Origin of the sequence: Paenibacillus sp. FSL R5-0517 (assembly GCF_037974355.1) — a bacterium.
Lineage (GTDB): Bacteria > Bacillota > Bacilli > Paenibacillales > Paenibacillaceae > Paenibacillus.
Genome location: NZ_CP150235.1, coordinates 2,485,636 through 2,508,563, shown reverse-complemented (window position 1 = coordinate 2,508,563; position 22,928 = coordinate 2,485,636). Strand labels below are relative to the sequence as shown.

The window sequence follows — 22,928 nt, the reverse complement described above, 5'->3', positions numbered from 1 at the left end:
TGAAAAAGTGCTCTTCGTCAGGTTATCCTGACTTAATACGCTCTTGCAAACACAACCGTGTGTTCTGCCTTTTCACCACAAGCCAGGCACGTATGCTTTTCTTCCGCAGGCTGGAACGGAATGTTCCGGCTTGTTGCACCAGTGACTTCTCTTACTTTATCTTCGCAAGCTTCTGAACCGCACCATCCAGCCAGAGTAAACCCGCGTTTATTTTCCATCAGTTCTTTCATCTCATCGAGTGTATCCACGGAGTAGAAGTTATCCGACATAAATGTGCGAGCACGCTCTAACATATCTACCTGGATCTGTGTCAGCATAGACTGGATTTCTTCTACCAAGTTCGCTTGTTCTACAACTTTTTTCTCACCTGTGATCCGTGATACGAGTACACAAACGCCATTTTCCATATCACGTGGACCAATCTCCAGACGAATCGGAACACCACGCATCTCGTATTCGTTGAACTTCCAGCCTGGACGAACGTCGCTGCGATCATCCATTTTCACACGGACTCCAGCTTTTTTCAACTCACTGAACAGCTCATCTGCACGCCCAACCACAGCATCACGCGTTTTCGGAGGTCCAATTGGGATCATGACCACTTGTGTCGGTGCAACTTTAGGAGGAAGTACGAGACCACGGTCATCTCCGTGAACCATAATTAAAGCACCGATCAAACGTGTGCTTACTCCCCATGAAGTAGTGTAAGCCAGCTCCAGCACATTGTTCCGGCTAAGATACTGAATTTCAAATGCTTTTGCAAAGTTCGTACCCATGTAGTGAGATGTACCTGCTTGAACAGCCCGTCCATCCTTCATCATGGCTTCGATGGAGTACGTATCCACCGCACCCGCAAACTTCTCGGATTTGGTTTTTTGACCGACAATTACAGGAATAGCCAAATACTCCTCAACGACTTCACGATAAATCTCAAGCATTTTCATCGTTTCTTCACGTGCTTCTTCTTCGGTCTCATGCGCAGTATGACCTTCCTGCCACAGGAACTCACTTGTACGAAGGAAAGGCAATGTTCTTTTTTCCCAACGGACTACGTTAGCCCATTGGTTGATCAGTACCGGAAGATCCCGATACGACTGAATCCACTTGGAATACATGTGACCAATAATCGTTTCGGATGTAGGGCGGATTGCCAGACGTTCTTCCAGCTTCTCTCCCCCAGCTTCCGTAACCCATGGTAATTCAGGGTTAAACCCTTCCACGTGTTCTTTTTCCTTTTGAAAGAAGCTCTCAGGAATGAACATTGGGAAATACGCATTGCGATGACCCGTTTCCCGGAAACGACGATCCAACTCATCCTTAATATGTTCCCAGATTTCAAATCCGTCTGGTTTGAACACAATACAACCGCGTACGGGTGCATAGTCCATGAGATCAGCTTTTTTGATAACATCAATATACCAGCGTGAGAAATCCTCACCCTGTGGTGTGATTTCGGTCACGAACTGTTTATCATTTTCCTTTGACATAAGACTCCAGCGTCCTCCCATAACGACTACACTCTGAAAGAAAAGTTCAGAGCATAGTCCAAACGTAATTATCCGTTAATTAAACGTAATATATCATTATACGTTACTGCCAGCATCAAGACGAACAACATCGCAAATCCGATGAAATGTACCATACCTTCACGATTGGGATCAACTGGTCTGCCGCGCAGCGCTTCAATTCCCAAAAATACCAGGCGGCTGCCGTCCAGCGCAGGTATTGGTAGCAGGTTGAATATCCCAAGATACAGACTCAAAATCGCTGCCCATCTCGTTAACTGCTCAATCCCTTGCTTGGCAATTTGCCCTGTTACTTCAAATGTACGAACCGGACCACCAATATCATCCATGTTGAATTGATTGATCAGATGTTTAAAACCTTCAAATATCACTTTGGTTGTATCAACCATGGCCACACCTGAGACTTTAAATGTCTCTGCAAATCCAACAGATCGGGTTGGTAGCGTAGGTACGATCCCCACTTTACCGCCTTCTTGTCCCTCTACAGCACGTGGAGTAATCGTTATATTAAACGTATCCGACCCCCGGCGCAGCGTCCATTCCATCGGCTTGTCTTTGGAATCGGCAATCATCGACACCATTTTTTGTGAATCTGTACCAATAGCAGTACCATTAATCGTCTCGATAATATCGCCCTTTTGCAGGTTCGCCTGATCAGCTGCCCCACCTTCAAGCACTTCGCCAATTTGGAGATTTTTAGGGTTCTCCACCGGAACTCCTGCCATTTGCGCATATACAGCGAACAGCACAAAGGCCAAAATAAAGTTCATCAGCGGGCCAGCAAAAATAGCCAACGCACGCTGTCCAACCGTTTTGCTTCCGAATTGACGATCTTTCGGTGCAATCTGCGTTTGTTTACCCCGACTTACCAACATCGATTGGGGATGTATTCGGTATTCCTGAATTTCACCATCTACATCAAGTTGAAGCTTCAGGGCATTCTCCATGTCAATGGAGATGACTTCACCACGTATTACATTTTTACGGTTATCCAGCTGGTCCAGATAGATCATCTTCACCTGGTCATCCGCTGATCTTACCGCAATGGTCTGTCCTTCTTGGATCTCTACCAGTTCCGGATCTTCCCCTGCCATCCGTGCATATCCACCAAAAGGCAACAAACGCAATGTAAACTGGGTCTCGTTTCTTTTATATGAGAACAATTTGGGACCAAAACCGATCGCAAATTCCCGTACAAGAATACCGGCGCGTTTGGCAAAATAGTAATGCCCCCATTCATGAACCGTCACGATGACAAAGAACATGAGCACCGTTAGAAATACCACTTGTATGGTTTCCAATCCCTATCCATCCTCCTTCACGGCACATACCGCAGTCTGTCCCTCTAGATTATCATTATTCTCTGATGCCGCACAAGAGAATCACTTCTTCCAATTTGTTATGAAAAAAGAGATTACAGACTGGACGCAAGCTTACGGCTCTCCTGATCACAACGGGCGATTTCCTGCAGATCAGGCTCGTCCACATTGTGGTGTGCTTCCAGCACAGAAGCAATAATATCTTCTATTTTAAGGAATGATATCTCTTTACGCAAGAAACGGGCTACGGCAACCTCGTTGGCTGCATTAAACGCCGTTGTTGCGGTTCCTCCCATTTTACCACACTCATATGCCATTCTTAAACATGGGAACCGCTCCATATCCATCTCGCGGAAATGTAATTTCCCAACTTGAGCAAGAGACAGACGCTGTGCTGGCGATGGCAGACGGTCAGGGTAAGTCAATGCATATTGAATTGGAACTCGCATATCCGGATTCCCCAGTTGGGCGATGATGCTGGTGTCATCCAATTCCACATAAGAATGAATCACACTCTCTGGATGAAGCAATACATTAATCTGATCATATTGAAGACCAAATAACCAATGTGCTTCAATCACTTCAAGTCCCTTGTTTACCATGGTTGCCGAGTCTATCGTAATTTTGGAACCCATTGACCAATTCGGATGTTTAAGCGCATCCTCTATAGTCACACTCTTCAACTGTTCACGGGTAAGATCACGGAATGATCCGCCTGAAGCAGTGAGCGTGATACCTGTCAAGCGTTCTCTGTTTTCACCATTCAAGCATTGGAAAATCGCAGAGTGCTCGCTATCGATGGGTAGTAAAGAGACTCCTTTGGCAGTCGCTCTTGTAGTAACAATATGCCCTGCCGTAACCAATGTCTCCTTGTTGGCCAGTCCGATCTGTTTACCCGCATCTATGGCTGCAAGCGTCGACTCCAATCCAACACTTCCCACCACTGCTGTTACAACCATATGCGCATCAGTTCCTGCCGCCACTTCTACAAGTCCTTCTGTGCCATAAAACAGTTGCGTTCCTGCAGGCAAATGTGGAGCAACCTTATCCGCCAATTCCTTGGACCCCACCGATATCTTCTTCGGTCGGTAACGTTTGGCTTGTTCAATCAGCAGGTCTGTATTGCCTCCGGCAGCCAGTCCCTCCACTTGAAAGAGTTCAGGATGCATGTCAACTACATCCAGTGTCTGGGTTCCAATGGAACCGGTCGAGCCGAGAATCGCAATTTTTTTCATGCTGCACCTCATCTTTAATTATCCAATGCCTACGGCGAACAATGCTGTTATCTCAGACTTATGTTCTTCTTTAATAGGGCAGTAGCATTAGTATATGTACGAATGGAAAAACAACAATCCAGCTGTCGCACCGATCAAGAATGCCTCCATGCCCTGGGAGAAGATTACCTGAATCCTTGATATTATATACACGTTTGTAAGCAGACTGGATCAAGTCACCCATCTGACCTACAACTGCACAGGCAATCCCAATCACAATTGCTCTCTGCCAGGAAAGCAAACCATCTGACACTAATGCAAAAATAATAGACGTAACAATTGCAATTACGATGCCACCCAATGCACCCTCCACGGTTTTGTTTGGACTGATGGAAGGCCACAGCTTATTTCTACCAATGAGTTTCCCTACAAAGTAAGCTCCTGCATCACTGGCCCATATGGAGCCCAGCAACAGAAACGTCCAGAACAACCCATGATGCAGATGTCTGGATTCTGCAATGTAATAGAAACCGATTCCTATATACAACACGCCAAGGAAAAGCATGGCCACTGTATTTACGGGCACCTTATTTTTGGTAACAACCGAAGCGGTCATCAGTACAAGCATTACAATCCAGATGACCTGAAATAAGGATAGCGGTCTGGCCTCCCAAAGCATTTCCCAAGGAAACACAATGGCAAAAACACCAGCGTATCCAATCAGGGCCACACCTGAAAAAGGCTTCACCCCGGTCATTTTAACAAATTCATAATAACCGATGAGAGCCATAAGCAATACCAAACCATGGTACCAGGGTCCGCCCAGCATGCAAAAACCTAAAAACAACACACCTGCTATGATTCCTGTCGTTAATCGCTGTTTCAACGGCTTCATCCTCCATCTATTTCAAACCGCCGTAACGCCTTGTTCTGCGCTGATATTCGGCTACTGCTTCAAGCAAATGCTTTTTGCCAAATTCGGGCCAGTATATATCCGTAAACCATAATTCACTATATGCAAGCTGCCAAAGCATAAAGTTGCTTAATCTAAGCTCTCCGCTCGTCCGGATCAGCAGATCCGGATCAGGCATATCAACCGTCAGCATATGCCTGTCAATGAGTTCGGGTGTTATGTCCTCTGCAGATAGTTCCCCCGATTTTACATGCAGAGCAATCTGTTTAACACAGTCCGTCATTTCACGACGACTTCCATAGTTCATTGCAAAGTTCAAAACGAGACCTGTATTATGTTCCGTAAGACGAATGGCTTCCCGCAAGGCATTGATGGTATGAGAAGGTAAATGTTCCTCTTGGCCCATCATGCGAATGCGCACATTTTTTTCTATTAGTTCATCCAGCTCTATGGCCAGAAATTCTTGCGGAAGTCGCATCAGAAAATCCACTTCTTCTTTTGGACGCGTCCAGTTTTCTGTCGAAAAAGCGTACATCGTCAGATATTTGATGCCCAGTTCATCCGCCGCGATGGTCGCACGTTTGACCGCCTTCATGCCATTTTGGTGCCCGGCTATACGCGGGAGTCCCAAACGTTTGGCCCATCGTCCATTGCCGTCCATGATGATGGCGACGTGCTGCGGGATATTGTCCTCGGATATAGTCAGCGTTTCCTGCTTGTCAGCCCCATTCCACCACGACCGAACCCGTTTGATCATTCCTGTTCCTCCAAAATCCCTGAAGTTTCTTCATCTGAAGCTTGGAAAAAGAGACAAAACCCCACCGTATTGGAGGGGCTGCGCTTGTCTTACACTTCCATGATTTCTTTTTCTTTGGCAGCGAGTACCTTATCGACTTCAGCAATAAACTTGTCGGTCGATTTTTGGATATCTTCCTGATGTCTCCGTGATTCATCCTCGGAAATATCGGACTTTTCCATTTTCTTGATATCATCATTCGCATCACGGCGAATGTTACGAATCGCTACTTTACCTTCTTCACCGAACTTCTTCGTCAGCTTTACAAGTTCCGCTCTACGTTCTTCCGTCAATGCCGGAATAGACAAACGGATCATGTTACCATCGTTGGCTGGAGTAAGACCCAGATCGGATTTCATGATGGCACGCTCGATTTCACCCATGGAAGATTTGTCCCAAGGCTGAATCATCAGTGTACGGGAATCCGGAGTACTGATATTAGCAAGTTGATTCAGTGGTGTCATCGCTCCATAATACTCTACCTGAATTCGGTCCAGAAGGGCTGGAGTTGCGCGGCCTGCACGCAAAGTAGCCAGGTCACGACGCAATGCTTGAATTGCTTTTTCCATACGCTCTTCGGCATGTTGTTTAACCGCTTGTGGCATTAATCTACACTCCCTTTAACGATTGTTCCGATACGTTCGCCCAGAACAACACGTTTGATGTTACCTTGTTCCGTAATGGCAAATACGATCAACGGGATGTTGTTGTCCTTACAAAGCGAGGATGCCGTTGAATCCATTACACCAAGGTCTTTGTTAAGAATATCCATGTAAGTCAACTGATCAAACTTCACAGCTGTACTATCTTTAAACGGATCTGCTGAGTATACACCATCAACTTTATTTTTGGCCATCAAGATAACTTCTGCTTCAATCTCCGCTGCGCGCAGTGCTGCTGTTGTATCCGTGGAAAAGAACGGGTTACCTGTACCTGCTGCAAAAATAACGACCCGGCCTTTCTCCAGATGGCGAATAGCTCTACGACGAATATAAGGCTCCGCAATTTGTTGCATTGCAATAGATGTTTGTACACGCGTAGGTACTTCAATCTGTTCCAAAGCATCCTGCAGTGCCAGCGAGTTCATTACTGTCGCCAGCATTCCCATATAATCGGCAGTTGCACGATCGATGCCATTTTCGCTACCTGCAATTCCGCGCCAGATGTTTCCGCCGCCACATACAATAGCAACCTGTACACCAAGTGCAACAACCTCTTTTACCTGTTGGGCAATCGACGAGATCGTATCTGCATCAATACCGTAGCCGTTTTGACCGGAAAGAGACTCTCCGCTGACCTTTAAGACAACACGTTTAAATACTGGCTGTTCCAATTATTCACCCTCCACTTTGAATCGAACACGCTTGGTGTTCAACCAACAAAACTTCTCGCGCATGGCCTCCTGCTTAAAAAGAAAGGAACACAGTTGTGTTCCGCTCTTTTAGGAAAAACGTTTAACCGGTAAGGCACTGTTTTCCTGAGATATAAGGGAGTTTACGCTTCGAAGTATGTTCATTCTTATATCTTCGAAAATCAATCCTGCTCGCCGGTTTAAAAACCGTCTTATTTGTTTACTTGGGACATTACTTCTTCTACGAAGTTGTCTACTTTTTTCTCAAGACCTTCACCCAGTTCGTAACGAACGAAACGACGGATGGAGATATTTTCACCAATTTGGCTGATTTTTTCATTCAGCAATTGGGAGATCGTTTTGTCTGGATCTTTAACGAAAGTTTGTTCCATCAGGCAGTACTCTTCGTAGTATTTACCAATACGACCTTCAACCATTTTTTCAATGATTTTCTCTGGTTTGCCTTCGTTAAGAGCTTGAGCTTTCAGAATTTCTTTTTCTTTTTCCAGCTCATCTGCAGGAACTTCTTCACGTGTAACAAATTTAGGATTAGCTGCAGCAATTTGCATAGCTACATCTTTAACGAAATCCTTAAATTGATCCGTTTTACCAACGAAGTCTGTTTCACAGTTAACTTCAACCAATACACCAATACGTCCACCAGCGTGGATGTAAGATTCAACAACACCTTCAGTTGCTGCACGGCCAGCTTTGCTCGCTGCTGCGGAAAGACCTTTCTCACGCAACAATTCAGCTGCTTTCGTTACATCACCGTTTGCTTCTTCCAGTGCTTTTTTACAATCGAGCATACCTGCGCCCGTTCTTTCGCGAAGTTCTTTTACTGCACTCGCATTAACTGCCATTATAAATTCCCTCCAAAATTAAGTATTGTACGTACACTCTAAAAAAAGGGCAGTGAGAGGTTATCCACCTGCCAACCACCCTTTTCATTTAGTTTATAACATATGTTCGAATCTATTAAGCGGAAGTTTCTTCGCCTTGGTTAGCTTCGATTACAGCATCAGCCATTTTACCTGTCAGCAATTTAACAGCGCGGATCGCGTCGTCATTACCTGGGATAACATAATCGATCTCATCCGGATCGCAGTTAGTATCAACGATACCTACAATTGGGATACCCAATTTGCGAGCTTCCGCAACAGCGATACGCTCTTTGCGTGGATCGATGATGAACAGGGCGCTTGGCAGGCCTTTCATATTTTTAATACCGCCCAAGAATTTCTCCAGACGATCTTTTTCTTTGCGAAGCAAGATAACTTCTTTTTTAGGCAATACAGCGAATGTACCGTCTTCTTCCCAAGCTTCCAACTGTTTCAAACGATCAATACGTTTTTGAATAGTTGAGAAGTTAGTCAGGGTACCGCCCAACCAACGTTGGTTGATGTAAAATTGACCAGCGCGTTCAGCTTCTTCTTTAACAGAATCTTGAGCTTGTTTCTTAGTACCCACGAAAAGAATTGTACCATTCTCTCCTGCGATTCCTTTAACGAAGTTGTAAGCCTCTTCGACTTTTTTCACCGTCTTTTGCAAGTCGATGATATAAATTCCGTTTCTTTCAGTGAAGATATAACGATCCATTTTTGGGTTCCAACGACGAGTTTGGTGACCGAAGTGTACCCCAGCTTCGAGAAGCTGCTTCATGGAGATTACTGCCATCTTCACACACCTCCTAATATGGTTTTATTGTGTCCTCCGCCGGCATCATTTTTCGCCAAGACTCTCCATAAGGAAAGCACCCTCAACAAAATTAGCACATGCGTGTGTTTTAACACCGTTATCTAATATAGCACAGCTGGAGGTCTGATGCAACAGTATTTGAAGCTAATTCTATTTTTACTTTTTGCTAGTATCGAATCATTTTAACCTTGATATGTAACTCAACACTAAATTATTGTTCAGTTTTGAAATTGCACCGTTCAATAAGCAAAAACCGTCCTGTCCGAGCATGCTCAGTTTGACGGTTCTTTCGTAATTTTTGCGATAATGGATTTAAAACTTTCGCCTTTTTCAAGCGCGTACGTACCCACTTGAATTTTGGTGTTGATTCGTTCAGCTTTGCCAGCTTTTATAAACGCTTGAGCATCATCTACGATTCCCGCGTTTTTTAGATTTGCTGCAACGATCGCCAGACTATTGCCTGAACGTACCTTAAATGATACTGTTGCGCCTTTCGGATTGCTCGGCGTTACAGGCTCTGATGTCTTCGGCTCAGTTATCTCTTTCTGTCCTTCAAACTCATTTGCCGCAGGCTCTTGTGGCTTCTCAGGCTCTGTAGGTGTATCCGTAGAAGTTACTGTCTCAGGCGGTGTTGCTGCATTCCCCTGCAACTCACTGCTCTCCTTCTTTTTCTTCGCCACCCACTCTGCTTCTGTGTATAGCTCCTCTTCAGAACCGACCAACTTCATATCCAGGCTTTTTGCCGCTGTTTCAAGCTGTTCTTTGGTCATATTGGCGGTCTGCTCGGGGGCCAGATTACTATCTGCTAATGCATTTTGTCCAACTGTGGCCAGTTGAAGCAAAACTGCCCCAATAATCATGCCGCTCCCCAGACCAATCCATAAGGATCGCTTGTCCATGACTTAGCTGTCCTCCCGTTCTGCCAATTGCAGTATTAACTGTACCTCACCACGCTGAATACCTGTCTGCTTGGATATGGCATCCATCGACTTGCCCTCAGCATGTAAATTAAAGAGTTCTGCATATCGATCTTTAATTGATTCACGCCCAGGCAAAGTTTCGACCTTGCCGTTCTGTGGGTCTGAATCTAACGCCTGCTGGGCCGCCTCTGCTTGTACACTTTTCACGAGCGCTTGTGCTTGCAAACCTTCGGAAGCTTGTACGGGTACATTACCTGAGTGTAGAACAGGCGATGCGACAGGTTCGTTCTTTTTGCTCTGTTCCAGCTGATCCAACCGCTGCTGTAATTCCTGAAGTTGCAATTGCATACGTTGATCGGCTGCTGTCGCTTCTCCCTTCATTTCAGCCACACGTTGAATAAGGGCATCATTATCATTTTCAATCTCGGTCATGTAGTGTTCAAGCGTAGATTCCATCTCCTGCACCAGTTGATGCCCTGGCTCTTGCGCCTTATTTTTCCGAGGCATAATATAAGCGTAGGCGATGGCGCAGGCCCCTAATATGACAATAATGATCCATGGTGACAAATTGGGTTCTCTCCTTCTGATTCAACCATCGGTGCGCAAGACTGCATTGTCTATAACAACCATTTATTATAAAGACAGATCTATATGTTTTCCTTTGTACGGGTGTTCTGCAGGTTTGACAGTTTCTTGAGCCTCAACAGTCTGCTGTCCATCGGAACCACTCTGCTGATTCCCATCATTGGTTTGACCATCACGCACCGAAGTCTGTGAAGTTTCGTCCATTGCTTCACTTCGTTGCCTTGCTTCATTGGCTTCCTTCGTCGTTTGCTCTGCCAGAAGATTCTGATCCGTAATCGGTCTCTGCTGGGCTTCACTTTGATAACGTCCCGCTTCGCTTGTTCGTGGTACCGCAATCTGCAACTCCACTGCTTTGAAACTCATACGCTCACCTCACGGTTTCGAATGGATTTCTTCCTGTGCCTGAATGCTGTACTTAAACGTATGGAACCATCGTAATATCGCCATCATGATAATAAAATGAAATTCGACTCACTGGATCTTTAATAAATTTCGTGTATCTGCCGATAACTATTTTAGAGCCTCCATAAATCATCTTCAGAATATCAACACGAGCCTTGCTTGTATCTTCAAGTGCCTTTTCAATTTCAAAGATACGCATTTTCGTTTCTTCGCTAATCCGAAGAGCAGATTTCTGCGTAGCATTCAGCTTGATTCGCATCGACATCTTATCCGGACTTAATTGTCCAGCGGCAGCTAACTGGTCTAACAAAGTCAGAGCCTTCTTCGTTTTGTCCAAGGAGTCCATCTGTTCTCTGGCTTCCTTGCGCAGATCATTCAGTTCGTTACGCAGCCTTGGCAGAACACCCACTTCAATGGAAGTGACCGTCGACATACTGTTACCTACAACACGAGCTGATACATTCTGACCTGCCTGAATTGAACCACCAACGATTAGACCTTTAGTTCCTGCACAGATGACACCATGGCCAGCACGAATATTGGAATGCATTATGCTTTGGGAAACCAGAACATCTTCACCAGCATCCACGTTGCCTTCTTGAATAAACGTACATTTAACATTATGGCCTGCTTGTACAAGTCCTTTGTTATACCCAATAATACCACCGGTTATTTCGATTGAGCCGCCTGCTTCCAGTTCCGCTCCTTCGACACCTCCGACGACACGAATGTCACCTGCTGCTTTTACTTTAAATCCGGTAAGTACATTGCCGCGTATGACAACCGTGCCTACAAAGTCGATATTACCGTTATTGTAGTCAACGTCGCCATTGACTTCATAGACTGGAAACACATTCAGTTTGTTACCGTCCGTTTTGGTAACTAGCCCATCCAGTGCAGCATACATTGCAGAACCATCCGGGTTAATCACAACGTTTTTTCCAACTTTAAACCGAGCTTCTTTTCCCGGACGATAAGGAATTTCCTCACCCGTTACTGCCCTGCCTGGTATGCCCTCGCAAGGAGCGATTCGCTCTGCAATGATCTGACCACTACGGACATTGTTTAACCGGGTCACTTCTTTGTAATCGACGGTTCCATCTTCCGATTCAAGCGGTCGTCGTTCGTTTGTATCGTCCATCCCAACCAGAATTTTGATGAATCCATCTGTTCCCTGGATAGGAGCGATCCCTTCGGCAATCTTATATTTATCTTTTAAATAGGTTTCAGGGTTACTCACAAAAAGTAGTAATGCCTCTCGCAATACACCTTGTTTGATGCCCTTGTTCGCCACGAATTGTTCGAGTTCATCGATCGTGCAGGCAAAGCCCTCTTCCTCTTTGGAAAATTCAAGGTAGGCTATGCATTTGTCGTCCGATAAAACAATGTTTAAACATTGTTCCAAAGCAGTCCGCTGTGTCACTGCAGTTCTTCCCCCTTTTTGACTTCCCACTCCCCAAACTCCAATTATATTACTTATCTCTATTAATCTTTACGCATCAACAAATCTTTCTGTTTGTCCAATGTGCCGCGTAGTCGTAATATTGCCTTGGAATGTAACTGAGATATACGAGACGGAGAAAGAGACATGACTTCCGCAATTTCACTAAGAGAAAGATCTTCGTAATACAAGAGTGATACAACCGTTCTCTCTTTTACCGTCAATTTGTCAAGCCCTTGCACCAAAGCTTCCTTCAAATAAAATTCATTCACTTTATAATCCGGATTTTTAGCTTTTTCATCCACCATCAAAGACAGACGAGTCTCAGACTCTTCTTCACGAATGGGGTCCTCCAGCGAGCAAAGTGACATGACTGCCACTTCCTGAAGCATATGTTGAAAATCTTTGGTAGACACGTCCAGATACTGACTCATTTCCTCATCACTAACGGACCTCAGATAGCTTTGTTCCAGCTGTTGGTAGGCGTCTTCAATACGCTTGGCCTTCTCTCGAACAGAACGCGGAACCCAATCACCTTGACGCAGACCGTCAAGAATGGCTCCGCGGACTCTCCATGATGCATACGTCTCAAATTGCAAACCACGTTCATAGTCGAATTTCTCCAAAGCATCAATTAACCCCATAACGCCGTTACTCTCCAAGTCATCTTTGGGAACATTTTTGGGCAAACCAACAGCCAGTCGACCGGATACATAATTTACAATGTGAAGATACTTTTCAATCAAAGCTTTCTTGGCTTCAAGATCTCCATGTTCTTTCCACTTTTCCCACAGATCAGAATGGTTCAAATGTGAAGCTTTACGCTCGTTCAATTGCTTTCACCCTCCTTATTTGTCTGTCAGGTGACGAACGGCCTGCGCCAATTCCTCCGGATCCTTGGTCCGGACAAGTTTAGGCGGATCCAAAGGAGCGAATCCCGTTGGAGCTTTCGTCTCAGATGGCGGAAGATCGTCCCCAGATGAAGCGTTCTGTCCACTCTTGAGCAAATCATTCAGCTCTTGTCCATCGTCTTCGATTTTAATGTCCACCTGTGAACCTCTTTGATCTTGAGCATTTGGTGAATCATAACCATATCCATTCCCCTCGACCTGAGGGTTCAGCAGCAATCCCAATCCCCAGCGTAAACCGTATGCAAGGACAAACCAGGCTACGAATCCGATCAATCCGCGAATTAAACTGGTCATCAACACATTGCTGCTGTATGCTACAAAAAAAGTAATAATAAACCCAACGATGCCTGCTCCAAGATTAATGCGGTAGTTTCCTATCATAGTCTTATAATTCCTTTACACCCATTTGTACACTTCGAATAGTCAAAAGTCCAGTTTCACAATCCATTTCAATTGTTCGTCCATAATTTCCACCGGTATCTTCTGCAAGAAGAGGGATATTGAGTTTTTGAAGCCACTCTCGACAAGAATCTGCATTACGTGGTCCAATGCGCATGGTATCTCCAGCCCCGGCAAAGGCAAACATCTGAGAGCCTCCGGCCATTTTAGACACAATACGTGAGTGAGAAGCACCTAGTTTTATCATCTTTTCCAAAAGCTCAGGCAACGCCGTATCCGCATATTTCGCAGTGTTCAGTTTCCCTTCGCGTGCGATCTCTGAAGTAGGAAGCATGACATGCGCCATTCCAGCCAGCTTCAAATGTGGGTCATACATTGTTAATCCCACACACGAACCCAAGCCAGTCGTGCGGATTACACCGGGAAGATGAGCGATGTTTAGATCCGCCATACCGACTTTAACGACGCTTTTGTCCTCAATCATGGCTCAGTGGCACCCCTAGCGATTCAAATATCTTTGCAAAGGATGGTGGGTCCGGAATGAGGAAAAACTGACCCTCAACCTGATCTTCACCTTCAAAGAAAGATGTGTCAATCAACAATGCAGCGTCACCCATCTCGCCAAACTGCAACAAACCATAGCTTAGAATGGCACCCGCCATGTCGATGGCAAGTCCAGGAACGGTTGGATACATGGACAATTTCGTGAAATCTGCCAAAGAAGAAAGATAGGATCCAGCCAAAATATTTCCAATCTCGGAAAGCGCTGATTGCTCCATATCTGTAAAAGCAAGTCCTTCTTTCAAATCAAACCCGGCGAGTCTATTCAACAACATTTTAGCAGCCTCAGGTGTCATCATAAAGAAAAGATTTCCCGGTGCTTCCCCTTCCACACGAAGAAAAACGGTAACAACGATGCGTTCATCTCCGCCCACTTTTTCGGCAACTTCTTCAAAAGGGAGCATTTGTACTTTAGGTACACCCATGTCAATCGGTCTGTTGAGGAGTTGAGACAACGCCGTTGCGGCGTTGCCTGCTCCAATGTTACCGACCTCTTTGAGCACATCCATCTGGAATACCTCAAATCGGTTGAACATCTCCACGGTACTAGCCCTCAACACTTTCCAGCTGTACAATCTCGCTTTTATTTAATACTTCGTTCAAGTTAAGCATAATCAACAGGCGTGAATCTTCCAATTTAGCAACACCTCGTAGGTATCTCGCTTTAACGCCGCCAACCACTTCTGGTGGACTATCGATCGCACTGCTCTTGATATCGATAACATCATTAGCAGAATCTACGATGAAGCCAACTTGCATGTCGTCAACACCTACGATAACAATACGAGTCTGATCCGTGTATTCTGATTCCGGAAGGGAGAAACGACCGCGCAGATCAATGACCGGAATAACAACGCCGCGTAAATTGATAACTCCTTTTACAAAGGAAAGTGTCTTGGGAACACGGGTAATTGGCATCATGCGCTCAATCGTCTGAACTTTGTCTACCTCAATACCATACTCTTCGGAACCCAATTTAAAGACGATGACTTTCAACTCTTCTTCCATGTAAAAAACCTCCCTATTAAATGTAAGACTTCGCTCTATGCTTATTTAATAAATGCATTAGGATCAAGAATCAGGGCTACTTGTCCATCTCCGAGTATAGTTGCTCCAGAGATTCCTTCAATAGCAGGAAGATAGGTTCCCATTGATTTGAGAACAATCTCACTTTGTCCAATGAATTCTTCAACAGCTACGGCTGCAAGACGGTCACCTTTGCGAATCACGACAATTTCTGTTTCCTGCTCATCAGCGTCATTGAAGTCCGGTACGGAGAAAACTTCGCTCAAGGACAAGTACGGAATCAGTGACTCACGGAACGTAATCATTTTATTGCCGTGAATATTACGAACTTGTTCCCGTTGTACAATGGCCGTCTCTACAATGGAGGATAACGGAACAGCGTATTTCTCTGAACCAAGTCGTACCAGCATCGCCGCGATAATGGATAGAGTCAACGGAAGCTGAACAGAGAAGTTAGTACCTTTGCCTGGAGTTGAATGAATCGTTACATTACCACCAAGCGAAGTGATCTTCGATTTTACTACATCCAAGCCAACGCCCCGGCCAGAGATATCCGAGATAATATCTGCAGTACTGAAACCAGGTGCGAACAACAGTTGATTCACTTCATCATCACTCATCTTGGCACCTTGTTCTTCGGTTACAACACCACGTTTGATCGCGGTTTTCAAAAGCTTGTCGCGATAGATACCTTTACCATCATCTTCGATTTCAATAAACACGTGATTTCCACTGTGGAAGGCACGCAGGTTTACTGTACCCATCTCTGGTTTACCTGCAGCTACACGCTCTGCAATGGATTCCACACCATGGTCAACCGCGTTACGCAGTAAATGCACAAGCGGATCACCAATCTCATCAATTACCGTACGGTCCAATTCCGTCTCAGCACCCGTAATAACCAAATCGATTTTTTTATCTAGTGTCTTGGCCAGATCACGGATCATACGCGGGAATCGGTTAAATACGGTATCTACCGGTACCATCCGCAATTTCAGTACAATATTTTGCAAATCTGTGCTAACTCGACTTAAATGTGCAACTGTATCGGATAAATCATTGTTGCCTGTCTCACTGGCCAATTGCTCCAGACGTGAACGGTCAATCAACAATTCACTGAACAGGTTCATCAATACGTCGAGACGTTCAATATCCACACGAATGGTACGTGAAGGTGCAGCAGCTTGTTTCGGCGCAGCAGTTTTGGCTGGTGCCGTTTTGGATTCTTCTGCAGGTGCAGAATTGTTATCCGGCGAAGCAACTTCAGCTACAGCTGTTGATGCGGGTGGCGCTTCAACTGTAGCTGCTACCTGATTAGCCATCTGCTGAAGAGTCTCCTGATCCAGTTGAATCAGCTTTGCACTTTCAATCTCAGAGATACTCATGATGCCTTCTTCCAGTTCGTGCGCCTCTTTAGTTGTTATGTAATACAACGAGAAACTGCGCTCAAACTTCTCTTGCTCAATATCCTGAACGGAAGGGTAAGCCTTTACGACTTCACCTGAACGTTCCAGCATATCAAAAACCATGTAAGCCCGTACACCTTTTAACTGGCTATGCTCGCTAACGAGTACATCCACATAGAACACACGATGACCTTCGGCAATCGACTGATCCAGCACCGAATATTGGAATTCATCCAGTTCCACAGCCGAAGCAATTGAAGCGTTAGCTGGCTTTTTTGTTTCCGTAGCAGATGTATCTCCGTTTGTCATTTCACCGTTTTCAATGGCCTGAAGCGAAGCAACGATTGACGAAACATCAGCTTTACCTTGTCCACCTTCGGTAATATCCTGAACCATCGTTTCCAAGGCGTCGAGACTCTTAAACATGGTGTCAAAAATGTAATCCTGCATTTTTAACTTCTCATTACGAACCAGATCCAACACATTTTCCATTTTATGTGTCAGTGATGCCAAATCTTCAAAGCCCATTGTTGCTGCCATACCCTTCAAGGTATGAGCAGAGCGGAATATTACCTGAACTATACCCAGATCTTCTGGATTGCCTTCAAGTTGAAGCATGTTTTCGTTAAGCGATTGCAGATGATCATTAGACTCATCAATAAACATGGATAAATATTGGTTCATGTCCATTGTGAGGCACCTCCTCCGTGAGTTACACTCCGTTATTTCACTGCTTGAACAAGTTTAGACGCAATCTCCTGCAGTGGCAAAAGATGACGAACGCATTGCAGCTCTACAGCAGAACGCGGCATACCATATACAACACATGTTTCTTCATTCTCGGCAAAGGTTGATGTAACTCCAGCTTCGTATAATCTCTTCATCATACGTGCTCCATCACTTCCCATTCCTGTCAGCAAAACAAGATGCCTTTGTAAAGATGTAAACGGCAGAAGTGACTCAAACATCGTATCCACTGAAGGTCTATGTCCATTCACTGGTTGATCTTCAGTCAACTTCACGATAAACTTCCCGTCTGCTGTTTTGTTAACTTTCACATGGAATCCGCCGGGTGCTATATAGGCGGTACCTTTTTTCAGGACCATGCCTTCTTCAGCTTCAACTACATGCAATGGACTGAATGTATTCAATCGTTGAGCCAAAGAACGTGTGAAATTGGGCGGCATATGCTGCACAATAATGACCGGTGCAGGCAAATCAGCAGGCAACTGCTCGAGCAATGTCTTGAGAGCCCTCGGTCCACCCGTAGAACAACCTATTGCCACAAGCTTGTTGAATGTTCCTTCCGCTCCCACTGTACCTTTAGAGACAGGATTAGGCTTGATTACATCCTTGGCTTTTGCAGAGGCTGCTGCTATTTGGTCAGCTGCCAGTCTAGCTGCATTAGGTAGCCGAACTTCCTTCGGAGTCTGCACTGGATTAGCTGACTTCACTACTCTCTCTACATTCGTCTCCAAAGTCCGCTCTGCTTTCGGCAAAGGTTCCGTTTTTTTCTCCAAGCGGCCTGGTTTCGAAGGTGATAATGGCTCAATAGGTTTCTTGGATTTGGCCTGAAAGACGTCAGTCCGCTCTTGAAGAGAGCGTTGACTCGTCTTCGCAGGTTCAATCATTTTTTTCGCAGGCTCTACTCGATCCTTGCCTGGCATTTCTTTGTTTACCTGCTGAGCTGAAGGGACAACTGTTGCTCGCGAAATCTCTCTATTTTTCAACGATAACTCACGATCAGCTTTTCGCTTGATCTCATTCATCGCAGCACGCATGCGCTCAACCAAGGCCTTACCGACTTGAGCAATATCCTGGTCATGTGAAATAGATGGTTTCCGAATGAAGTCGAATGCTCCGGCTTCAAGCGCCATAATGGTTTCTTTCATGCCTTGTTCATTGATACCTGAGAGCATAATCACAGGAACGAAGGATTCCTTCATAATTGATTTTAATGCATCCAACCCATTCATTTCGGGCATCTCAACGTCCATTGTAATAATATCGGGTTTCAATTCCAGTGATTTTTGAATCGCTTCTCTACCGTTTGATGCCGTTGCCGTGACCTTGAATTCCGGATCCGCTTGGATCAAATCCGTAACAATCTTACGCATAAAAGCGGAATCATCGACAACCAATACTTGATAGACCGCCATGTTGTGTCACCCCTGTTTCCTTTTTTCAGAAATCATGTTGTCCGTTTAAGCCACTTATTCATAAATCCCCTGATTCCTGTCAAGGTTCCGGATCCCGGAGTTGCAGGTACAGCCAGATAACGAAGAGCAAGTTTCTCTATATCTTTGGAGGCTTTGGCATTGGGATAAGCCAGACTATAGGGCATTTGCCTTTTAACCGCCTTGACCACCTGGGCGTCTTCCGAAATATACCCAAGCAGCGGAATATCCGTCTGCAAAAACCGCCTTGCCACTCCAGCTATTTTATCTGCCACCCGTTCCGCTTCTCGTTCGTCCTCCACCCGGTTAACGATCATCCGAAAGGGCGTAGCATTTTCCTGGCCGTGCATAACTTTGACTAAAGCATAAGCATCGGTTATTGAAGTCGGTTCAGGTGTGGTTATAATCAGGCATTCATCGGCAGCACCGATGAACTTCATATTCTCCCTGGAGAGTCCTGCCCCAGTGTCGAAGATGACATAATCCATTTCCTGGGCAATATCCTCCACTTGACTGGCGAAGAACTCCAGATCACGATCAGACAATGAGAATAACTCTTTCATGCCCGATCCACCAGCAATGTAAGGCAAGCCGCTGGCACCCAGTTGTATGATCTCCCTTATAGATTTTTGTCGGTATAACAGGTGATAAAGATTATAGGAAGAAGACGTACCCATAAGAACATCAATATTAGCCATTCCAATATCGGCATCAAATACAAGTACCTTTTTCCCCAAAGCCTGCAGTGCCAAGGCAAAGTTCAGTGTGAAATTGGATTTACCAACACCTCCCTTACCACTGGCCACAGTAATGATTTTAGAGGATCGAATATCTCGCTCAATACCTTCCAATTCCAATGGCGCGGAGACCATATTTCGAAGTGCAGCTGCCTGATCCTTCATTGTGGCCCTTCTCCCAGCAACTGTTTAGACAATGAATCTGCATCCGGCTTCAACAAATCGTCCGGAACATTTTGTCCATTAGCCACATATGCGAGCTTGAGTGGAAAACGGTGTAACAAATTAAATAACGGACCGCAGCTCCCAGTCTCATCCATTTTGGTGAAAATCACCTTATCCAGGCCATATTTACTGAAATGTTCCGTAATCTGAACCATATCAGCGCTTTTGGAAGTCATACTCATGACCAGAAAGGTTTCGCTATTCTCTACCGGAGCAAGCAAACTTTGCAGTTCCGAAACAAGCAATTCATTTCTGTAGTTTCTACCTGCTGTATCCATAAAAATCAAGTCACAATTCTCTAATCGAGAAATGGCACGTTGTGTATCCCCGGGCGATTGCACCACCTCAAGTGGAACATTCAATATAGATGCATATGTTCTAAGCTGTTCTACCGCCGAGATCCGATACGTATCTGATGTAATGAATCCAACTTTACGATGTTTTTTGAACATTTGCTCAGCAGCCAATTTTGCGATTGTCGTTGTTTTTCCTACACCTGTTGGTCCAGCAACATAGACGATTCGAGTGGTAGGAAGGATGCCTTCTTCAATACGCTGCTCCAAAAAGTGCATGACCTCAAGCTTCACAACGCGTTCTACATCCTGTTCCTTCAATTCATCCTCAGACAATCTTGTTTGGATTGAATCGAACCAGGCTTCCCAAACTTCAGGCCAAACATCTTGTTCTGTCAGACGTTCTCGGATCGGTTGCAGTTCCTCTGTCAGAGGGTCCGCGGAAGTACCTTGCTTAGAAAGCCTGGTCACCATCTGTTTAAGATCCTGCAATTCAGTCATCAACTTATCCTGCTGCAGGTCTGTACCTGTTGGCTTCGTCGCAGTTGTTGAACCCGAAAAATCCGCCCCTTGCGGTCGCGGTTTATGATCCGTGCTTGAAGAACCTGAGCCGCTGTCTATGTCTGAACTGATATTACGCGATTCAAACACAGATGACGCGGCAGCAGATTGTTCCTGTACACTTTGATCAGCTGTATTCGTTGTCGCCGACTCATCAGAAGCCTCAACAAACGAACGTGCTGTTTGCCGATAAGCTTCAGGTACAAATGCACGAGGTACAGGTGTGAATTGATTTTGTACAGGCTTTGTCGTTTGCTTGTTTTCTTCCTTATCCACTGCAGCTACAACTTCGATCCGTTTTTTGCGAAACATTCCCATCACACCGCCCACCTTAATCTCTTTGGTGGACAGAATGACGGCATCACTTCCCAGGTCTTTGCGAATTTGAAGCATAGCTTCGGGCATGGTCTCAACAACGTATTGTTTTACTCTCATAAGTTCACCACCCCGATACTTTGAATTTCAACATTCGGCTCCAATTCGCTGTAGGAAAGCACAGGAATGTCCTGCATAGTACGTTCAATAACCTGACGCAGATACATCCGAATGGTTGGAGAAGTTAATACAACAGGTTGTTGACCTGATTGAATCAAACGGTTCACTTGTTCACTCAGCTTCTGATAAACACTTTGTGTAGAAACAGGATCTAGCGCAAGATAGCTACCTTGATCCGATTGTTGCACACTTTCAGCAATTTTCTTCTCGAGACCAGGTCCAACGGTGATCACCCGAAGTGTCTCACCTTTCTGTGAGAATTGCTGAGTAATTTGACGTGAGAGGGATTGTCTGACGTATTCGGTTAACACATCAGGGTCCTTCGTATATGTACCATAGTCAGCTAGTGTCTCGAAGATGGTAACCATATCACGAATGGATATTTTCTCACGCAATAACTTGGCAAGTACTTTCTGCACATCACCAATGGAAAGCAGTGAAGGGATCAGTTCATCCACCAGGGCAGAATAGTTCTCTCTGAGATTATCCACAAGGGCTTTCGTTTCTTGTCTTCCAAGTAACTCATGCGCATGCTTTTTGATCAATTCCGTCAGATGTGTAGCCACAACGGAAGGCGGGTCTACGACCGTATATCCTGCAAGTTCCGCTCTGTCTTTGGTTACTTCATCAATCCATAGTGCCGGAAGTCCAAAAGCAGGCTCTGTCGTTTCAATACCTGTCACGGACTCCTCATCATAACCTGGACTCATAGCAAGGTAGTGATTCAACAGCAGCTCTCCGCCACCTACCACATTACCCTTGATTTTGATCACATACTCATTGGGTCTGAGCTGGATATTATCTCGAATCCGTATAACCGGAACAACCAACCCCAGTTCAAGAGCACACTGCCTCCGAATCATAATGATCCGATCCAACAAGTCCCCACCCTGCTGATTATCAGCAAGCGGGATTAAACCATAACCAAATTCAAACTCAATAGGGTCCACCTGAAGCAGGTTAATTACACTTTCAGGACTTCTGACCTCTTCAATCTGCTGTTCTTCTTCCAACTGTTCTTCCGCTTCCTGTTTCAAGTTCAAATTATTCTGCATGCGCCACGCGGCATATGCCAACACACCTGCCAGCGGAAGCGTAGTAATAACATGAATTGGCGTAAAGAAACCGAGCATGGCAATAACGAAAGCTACGATATAAATAAGTATTGGATATGTAAACAGTTGCCCCGTAATATCATCTGCCAAGTTTCCTTCTGATGACGCTCTGGTGACAATAAGTCCTGCTGCTGTGGAAATAAGCAGAGCAGGGATTTGGCTTACCAATCCATCTCCAATAGTCAAAACAGAGTACGTTGACATTGCATCTGCGAAAGCCATCCCATGTACAGTCATACCGATAATAAATCCACCGATAAGATTGATCAGGAGGATGATAATACTTGCAATTGCGTCACCTTTTACGAATTTACTTGCTCCATCCATCGCTCCATAGAAATCGGCTTCACGTTCAATTTTGGAACGACGCTCACGAGCTTGTTGCTCGTTGATCAGACCTGCATTCAGATCCGCATCAATACTCATTTGTTTACCAGGCATCGCATCGAGAGTGAATCGAGCAGCAACTTCAGCTACGCGTTCAGAACCCTTGGTAATAACGATAAACTGAACGACAACGAGGATCAAAAACACGATAAATCCAATTGCAATTTGCCCTCCAGCAATCCAACTACCAAAGGTAGCAACTACAGCTCCTGCATCACCATTACCAAGAATCAACTTGGTTGTGGAAATGTTCAGTGCCAGTCGGAATAGTGTAGTGATCAGCAGCAAAGCCGGAAAAATAGAAAACTGCAATGCTTCTTTGCTGTTCATGGCAACAAGGAGTATCATCAGAGCAATTGAAATATTGACGACCAGTAACAAGTCCAACAGCCAGGTCGGGATCGGGAGAATCATCATTAACACAATGCCAATGATACCCGCAAGGACAGCTATATCTTTAATTTTCAATG

Annotated in this window: 23 protein-coding genes; all 23 read right to left on the bottom strand. The window is 45.1% G+C overall.

Features of this window, described 5'->3' with window-relative positions:
• Positions 1–32: 32 nt before the first annotated feature.
• The 23 genes from proS to flhA all read right to left on the bottom strand — a co-directional run bounded on the left by proS (position 33) and on the right by flhA (position 22,926).
• Positions 33–1,487 (bottom strand): proline--tRNA ligase, encoded by a 1,455-nt coding sequence (gene proS, locus MKX40_RS11370; protein ID WP_339241630.1) that lies wholly within the window; start codon positions 1,485–1,487, stop codon positions 33–35.
• Between the two features lie 68 nt (positions 1,488–1,555).
• Positions 1,556–2,827, bottom strand: coding sequence for an RIP metalloprotease RseP (gene rseP / locus MKX40_RS11365; RefSeq protein ID WP_339241628.1), 1,272 nt, complete (start codon positions 2,825–2,827; stop codon positions 1,556–1,558).
• A gap of 113 nt (positions 2,828–2,940) precedes the next feature.
• Entirely contained in the window at positions 2,941–4,080 is a 1,140-nt protein-coding gene (locus tag MKX40_RS11360) for a 1-deoxy-D-xylulose-5-phosphate reductoisomerase (protein WP_339241627.1), read from the bottom strand.
• Between the two features lie 70 nt (positions 4,081–4,150).
• Positions 4,151–4,945: a phosphatidate cytidylyltransferase gene (locus tag MKX40_RS11355; protein WP_339241625.1), complete on the bottom strand. Its 795-nt coding sequence runs from the start codon at positions 4,943–4,945 to the stop codon at positions 4,151–4,153.
• Positions 4,946–4,961: 16 nt separating this feature from the next.
• Complete coding sequence (locus tag MKX40_RS11350) at positions 4,962–5,729, bottom strand: isoprenyl transferase (RefSeq protein WP_339241623.1); 768 nt, start codon at positions 5,727–5,729, stop codon at positions 4,962–4,964.
• A gap of 89 nt (positions 5,730–5,818) precedes the next feature.
• Positions 5,819–6,373, bottom strand: a complete 555-nt coding sequence (gene frr, locus MKX40_RS11345) for a ribosome recycling factor (RefSeq protein WP_253433837.1) — start codon at positions 6,371–6,373, stop codon at positions 5,819–5,821.
• Positions 6,373–7,101 carry a UMP kinase gene (pyrH, locus tag MKX40_RS11340; protein ID WP_017689153.1) on the bottom strand — a complete coding sequence of 243 codons (729 nt, stop codon included), beginning with the start codon at positions 7,099–7,101 and terminating at the stop codon, positions 6,373–6,375. Before pyrH ends, frr begins: the two co-directional genes overlap by 1 nt.
• A 230-nt stretch (positions 7,102–7,331) precedes the next feature.
• Positions 7,332–7,982, bottom strand: a complete 651-nt coding sequence (tsf, locus tag MKX40_RS11335) for a translation elongation factor Ts (RefSeq protein ID WP_124114084.1) — start codon at positions 7,980–7,982, stop codon at positions 7,332–7,334.
• Between the two features lie 115 nt (positions 7,983–8,097).
• Positions 8,098–8,796: a 30S ribosomal protein S2 gene (rpsB, locus tag MKX40_RS11330; protein WP_024630243.1), complete on the bottom strand. Its 699-nt coding sequence runs from the start codon at positions 8,794–8,796 to the stop codon at positions 8,098–8,100.
• Positions 8,797–9,089: 293 nt separating this feature from the next.
• Positions 9,090–9,716 (bottom strand): hypothetical protein, encoded by a 627-nt coding sequence (locus MKX40_RS11325; protein WP_339241619.1) that lies wholly within the window; start codon positions 9,714–9,716, stop codon positions 9,090–9,092.
• A 3-nt stretch (positions 9,717–9,719) separates the two neighbouring features.
• Positions 9,720–10,304, bottom strand: coding sequence for a hypothetical protein (locus tag MKX40_RS11320; protein WP_339241617.1), 585 nt, complete (start codon positions 10,302–10,304; stop codon positions 9,720–9,722).
• 66 nt (positions 10,305–10,370) lie between these two features.
• A complete protein-coding gene (locus tag MKX40_RS11315; protein ID WP_339241615.1) occupies positions 10,371–10,685 on the bottom strand; it encodes a hypothetical protein in 315 nt (104 codons plus the stop codon).
• Between the two features lie 52 nt (positions 10,686–10,737).
• The gene (locus tag MKX40_RS11310) at positions 10,738–12,147 is read right to left on the bottom strand and encodes a FapA family protein (RefSeq protein ID WP_339241614.1); all 1,410 of its coding nucleotides are present in this window, start codon (positions 12,145–12,147) and stop codon (positions 10,738–10,740) included.
• A gap of 62 nt (positions 12,148–12,209) precedes the next feature.
• Entirely contained in the window at positions 12,210–12,998 is a 789-nt protein-coding gene (locus MKX40_RS11305) for a FliA/WhiG family RNA polymerase sigma factor (protein ID WP_339241613.1), read from the bottom strand.
• Positions 12,999–13,013: 15 nt separating this feature from the next.
• On the bottom strand, positions 13,014–13,457 hold the full coding sequence (locus MKX40_RS11300) for a hypothetical protein (protein ID WP_339241611.1): 444 nt from the start codon (positions 13,455–13,457) through the stop codon (positions 13,014–13,016).
• 4 nt (positions 13,458–13,461) lie between these two features.
• On the bottom strand, positions 13,462–13,959 hold the full coding sequence (locus MKX40_RS11295) for a chemotaxis protein CheD (protein ID WP_017689162.1): 498 nt from the start codon (positions 13,957–13,959) through the stop codon (positions 13,462–13,464).
• The gene (locus MKX40_RS11290) at positions 13,952–14,572 is read right to left on the bottom strand and encodes a chemotaxis protein CheC (protein WP_338594906.1); all 621 of its coding nucleotides are present in this window, start codon (positions 14,570–14,572) and stop codon (positions 13,952–13,954) included. The genes MKX40_RS11295 and MKX40_RS11290 overlap by 8 nt, the downstream gene beginning before the upstream one ends.
• A 10-nt stretch (positions 14,573–14,582) precedes the next feature.
• On the bottom strand, positions 14,583–15,044 hold the full coding sequence (locus MKX40_RS11285; RefSeq protein WP_145318865.1) for a chemotaxis protein CheW: 462 nt from the start codon (positions 15,042–15,044) through the stop codon (positions 14,583–14,585).
• A 41-nt stretch (positions 15,045–15,085) separates the two neighbouring features.
• The gene (locus tag MKX40_RS11280; RefSeq protein WP_339241609.1) at positions 15,086–17,158 is read right to left on the bottom strand and encodes a chemotaxis protein CheA; all 2,073 of its coding nucleotides are present in this window, start codon (positions 17,156–17,158) and stop codon (positions 15,086–15,088) included.
• A gap of 32 nt (positions 17,159–17,190) precedes the next feature.
• Positions 17,191–18,627: a chemotaxis protein CheB gene (locus tag MKX40_RS11275; protein WP_339241606.1), complete on the bottom strand. Its 1,437-nt coding sequence runs from the start codon at positions 18,625–18,627 to the stop codon at positions 17,191–17,193.
• Positions 18,628–18,659: 32 nt separating this feature from the next.
• Positions 18,660–19,547, bottom strand: a complete 888-nt coding sequence (locus tag MKX40_RS11270; protein ID WP_339241604.1) for a MinD/ParA family protein — start codon at positions 19,545–19,547, stop codon at positions 18,660–18,662.
• Complete coding sequence (gene flhF, locus MKX40_RS11265) at positions 19,544–20,896, bottom strand: flagellar biosynthesis protein FlhF (protein ID WP_339241602.1); 1,353 nt, start codon at positions 20,894–20,896, stop codon at positions 19,544–19,546. The genes MKX40_RS11270 and flhF overlap by 4 nt, the downstream gene beginning before the upstream one ends.
• A complete protein-coding gene (gene flhA / locus MKX40_RS11260) occupies positions 20,893–22,926 on the bottom strand; it encodes a flagellar biosynthesis protein FlhA (RefSeq protein ID WP_339241599.1) in 2,034 nt (677 codons plus the stop codon). The genes flhF and flhA overlap by 4 nt, the downstream gene beginning before the upstream one ends.
• Between the last annotated feature and the right edge of the window lie 2 nt (positions 22,927–22,928).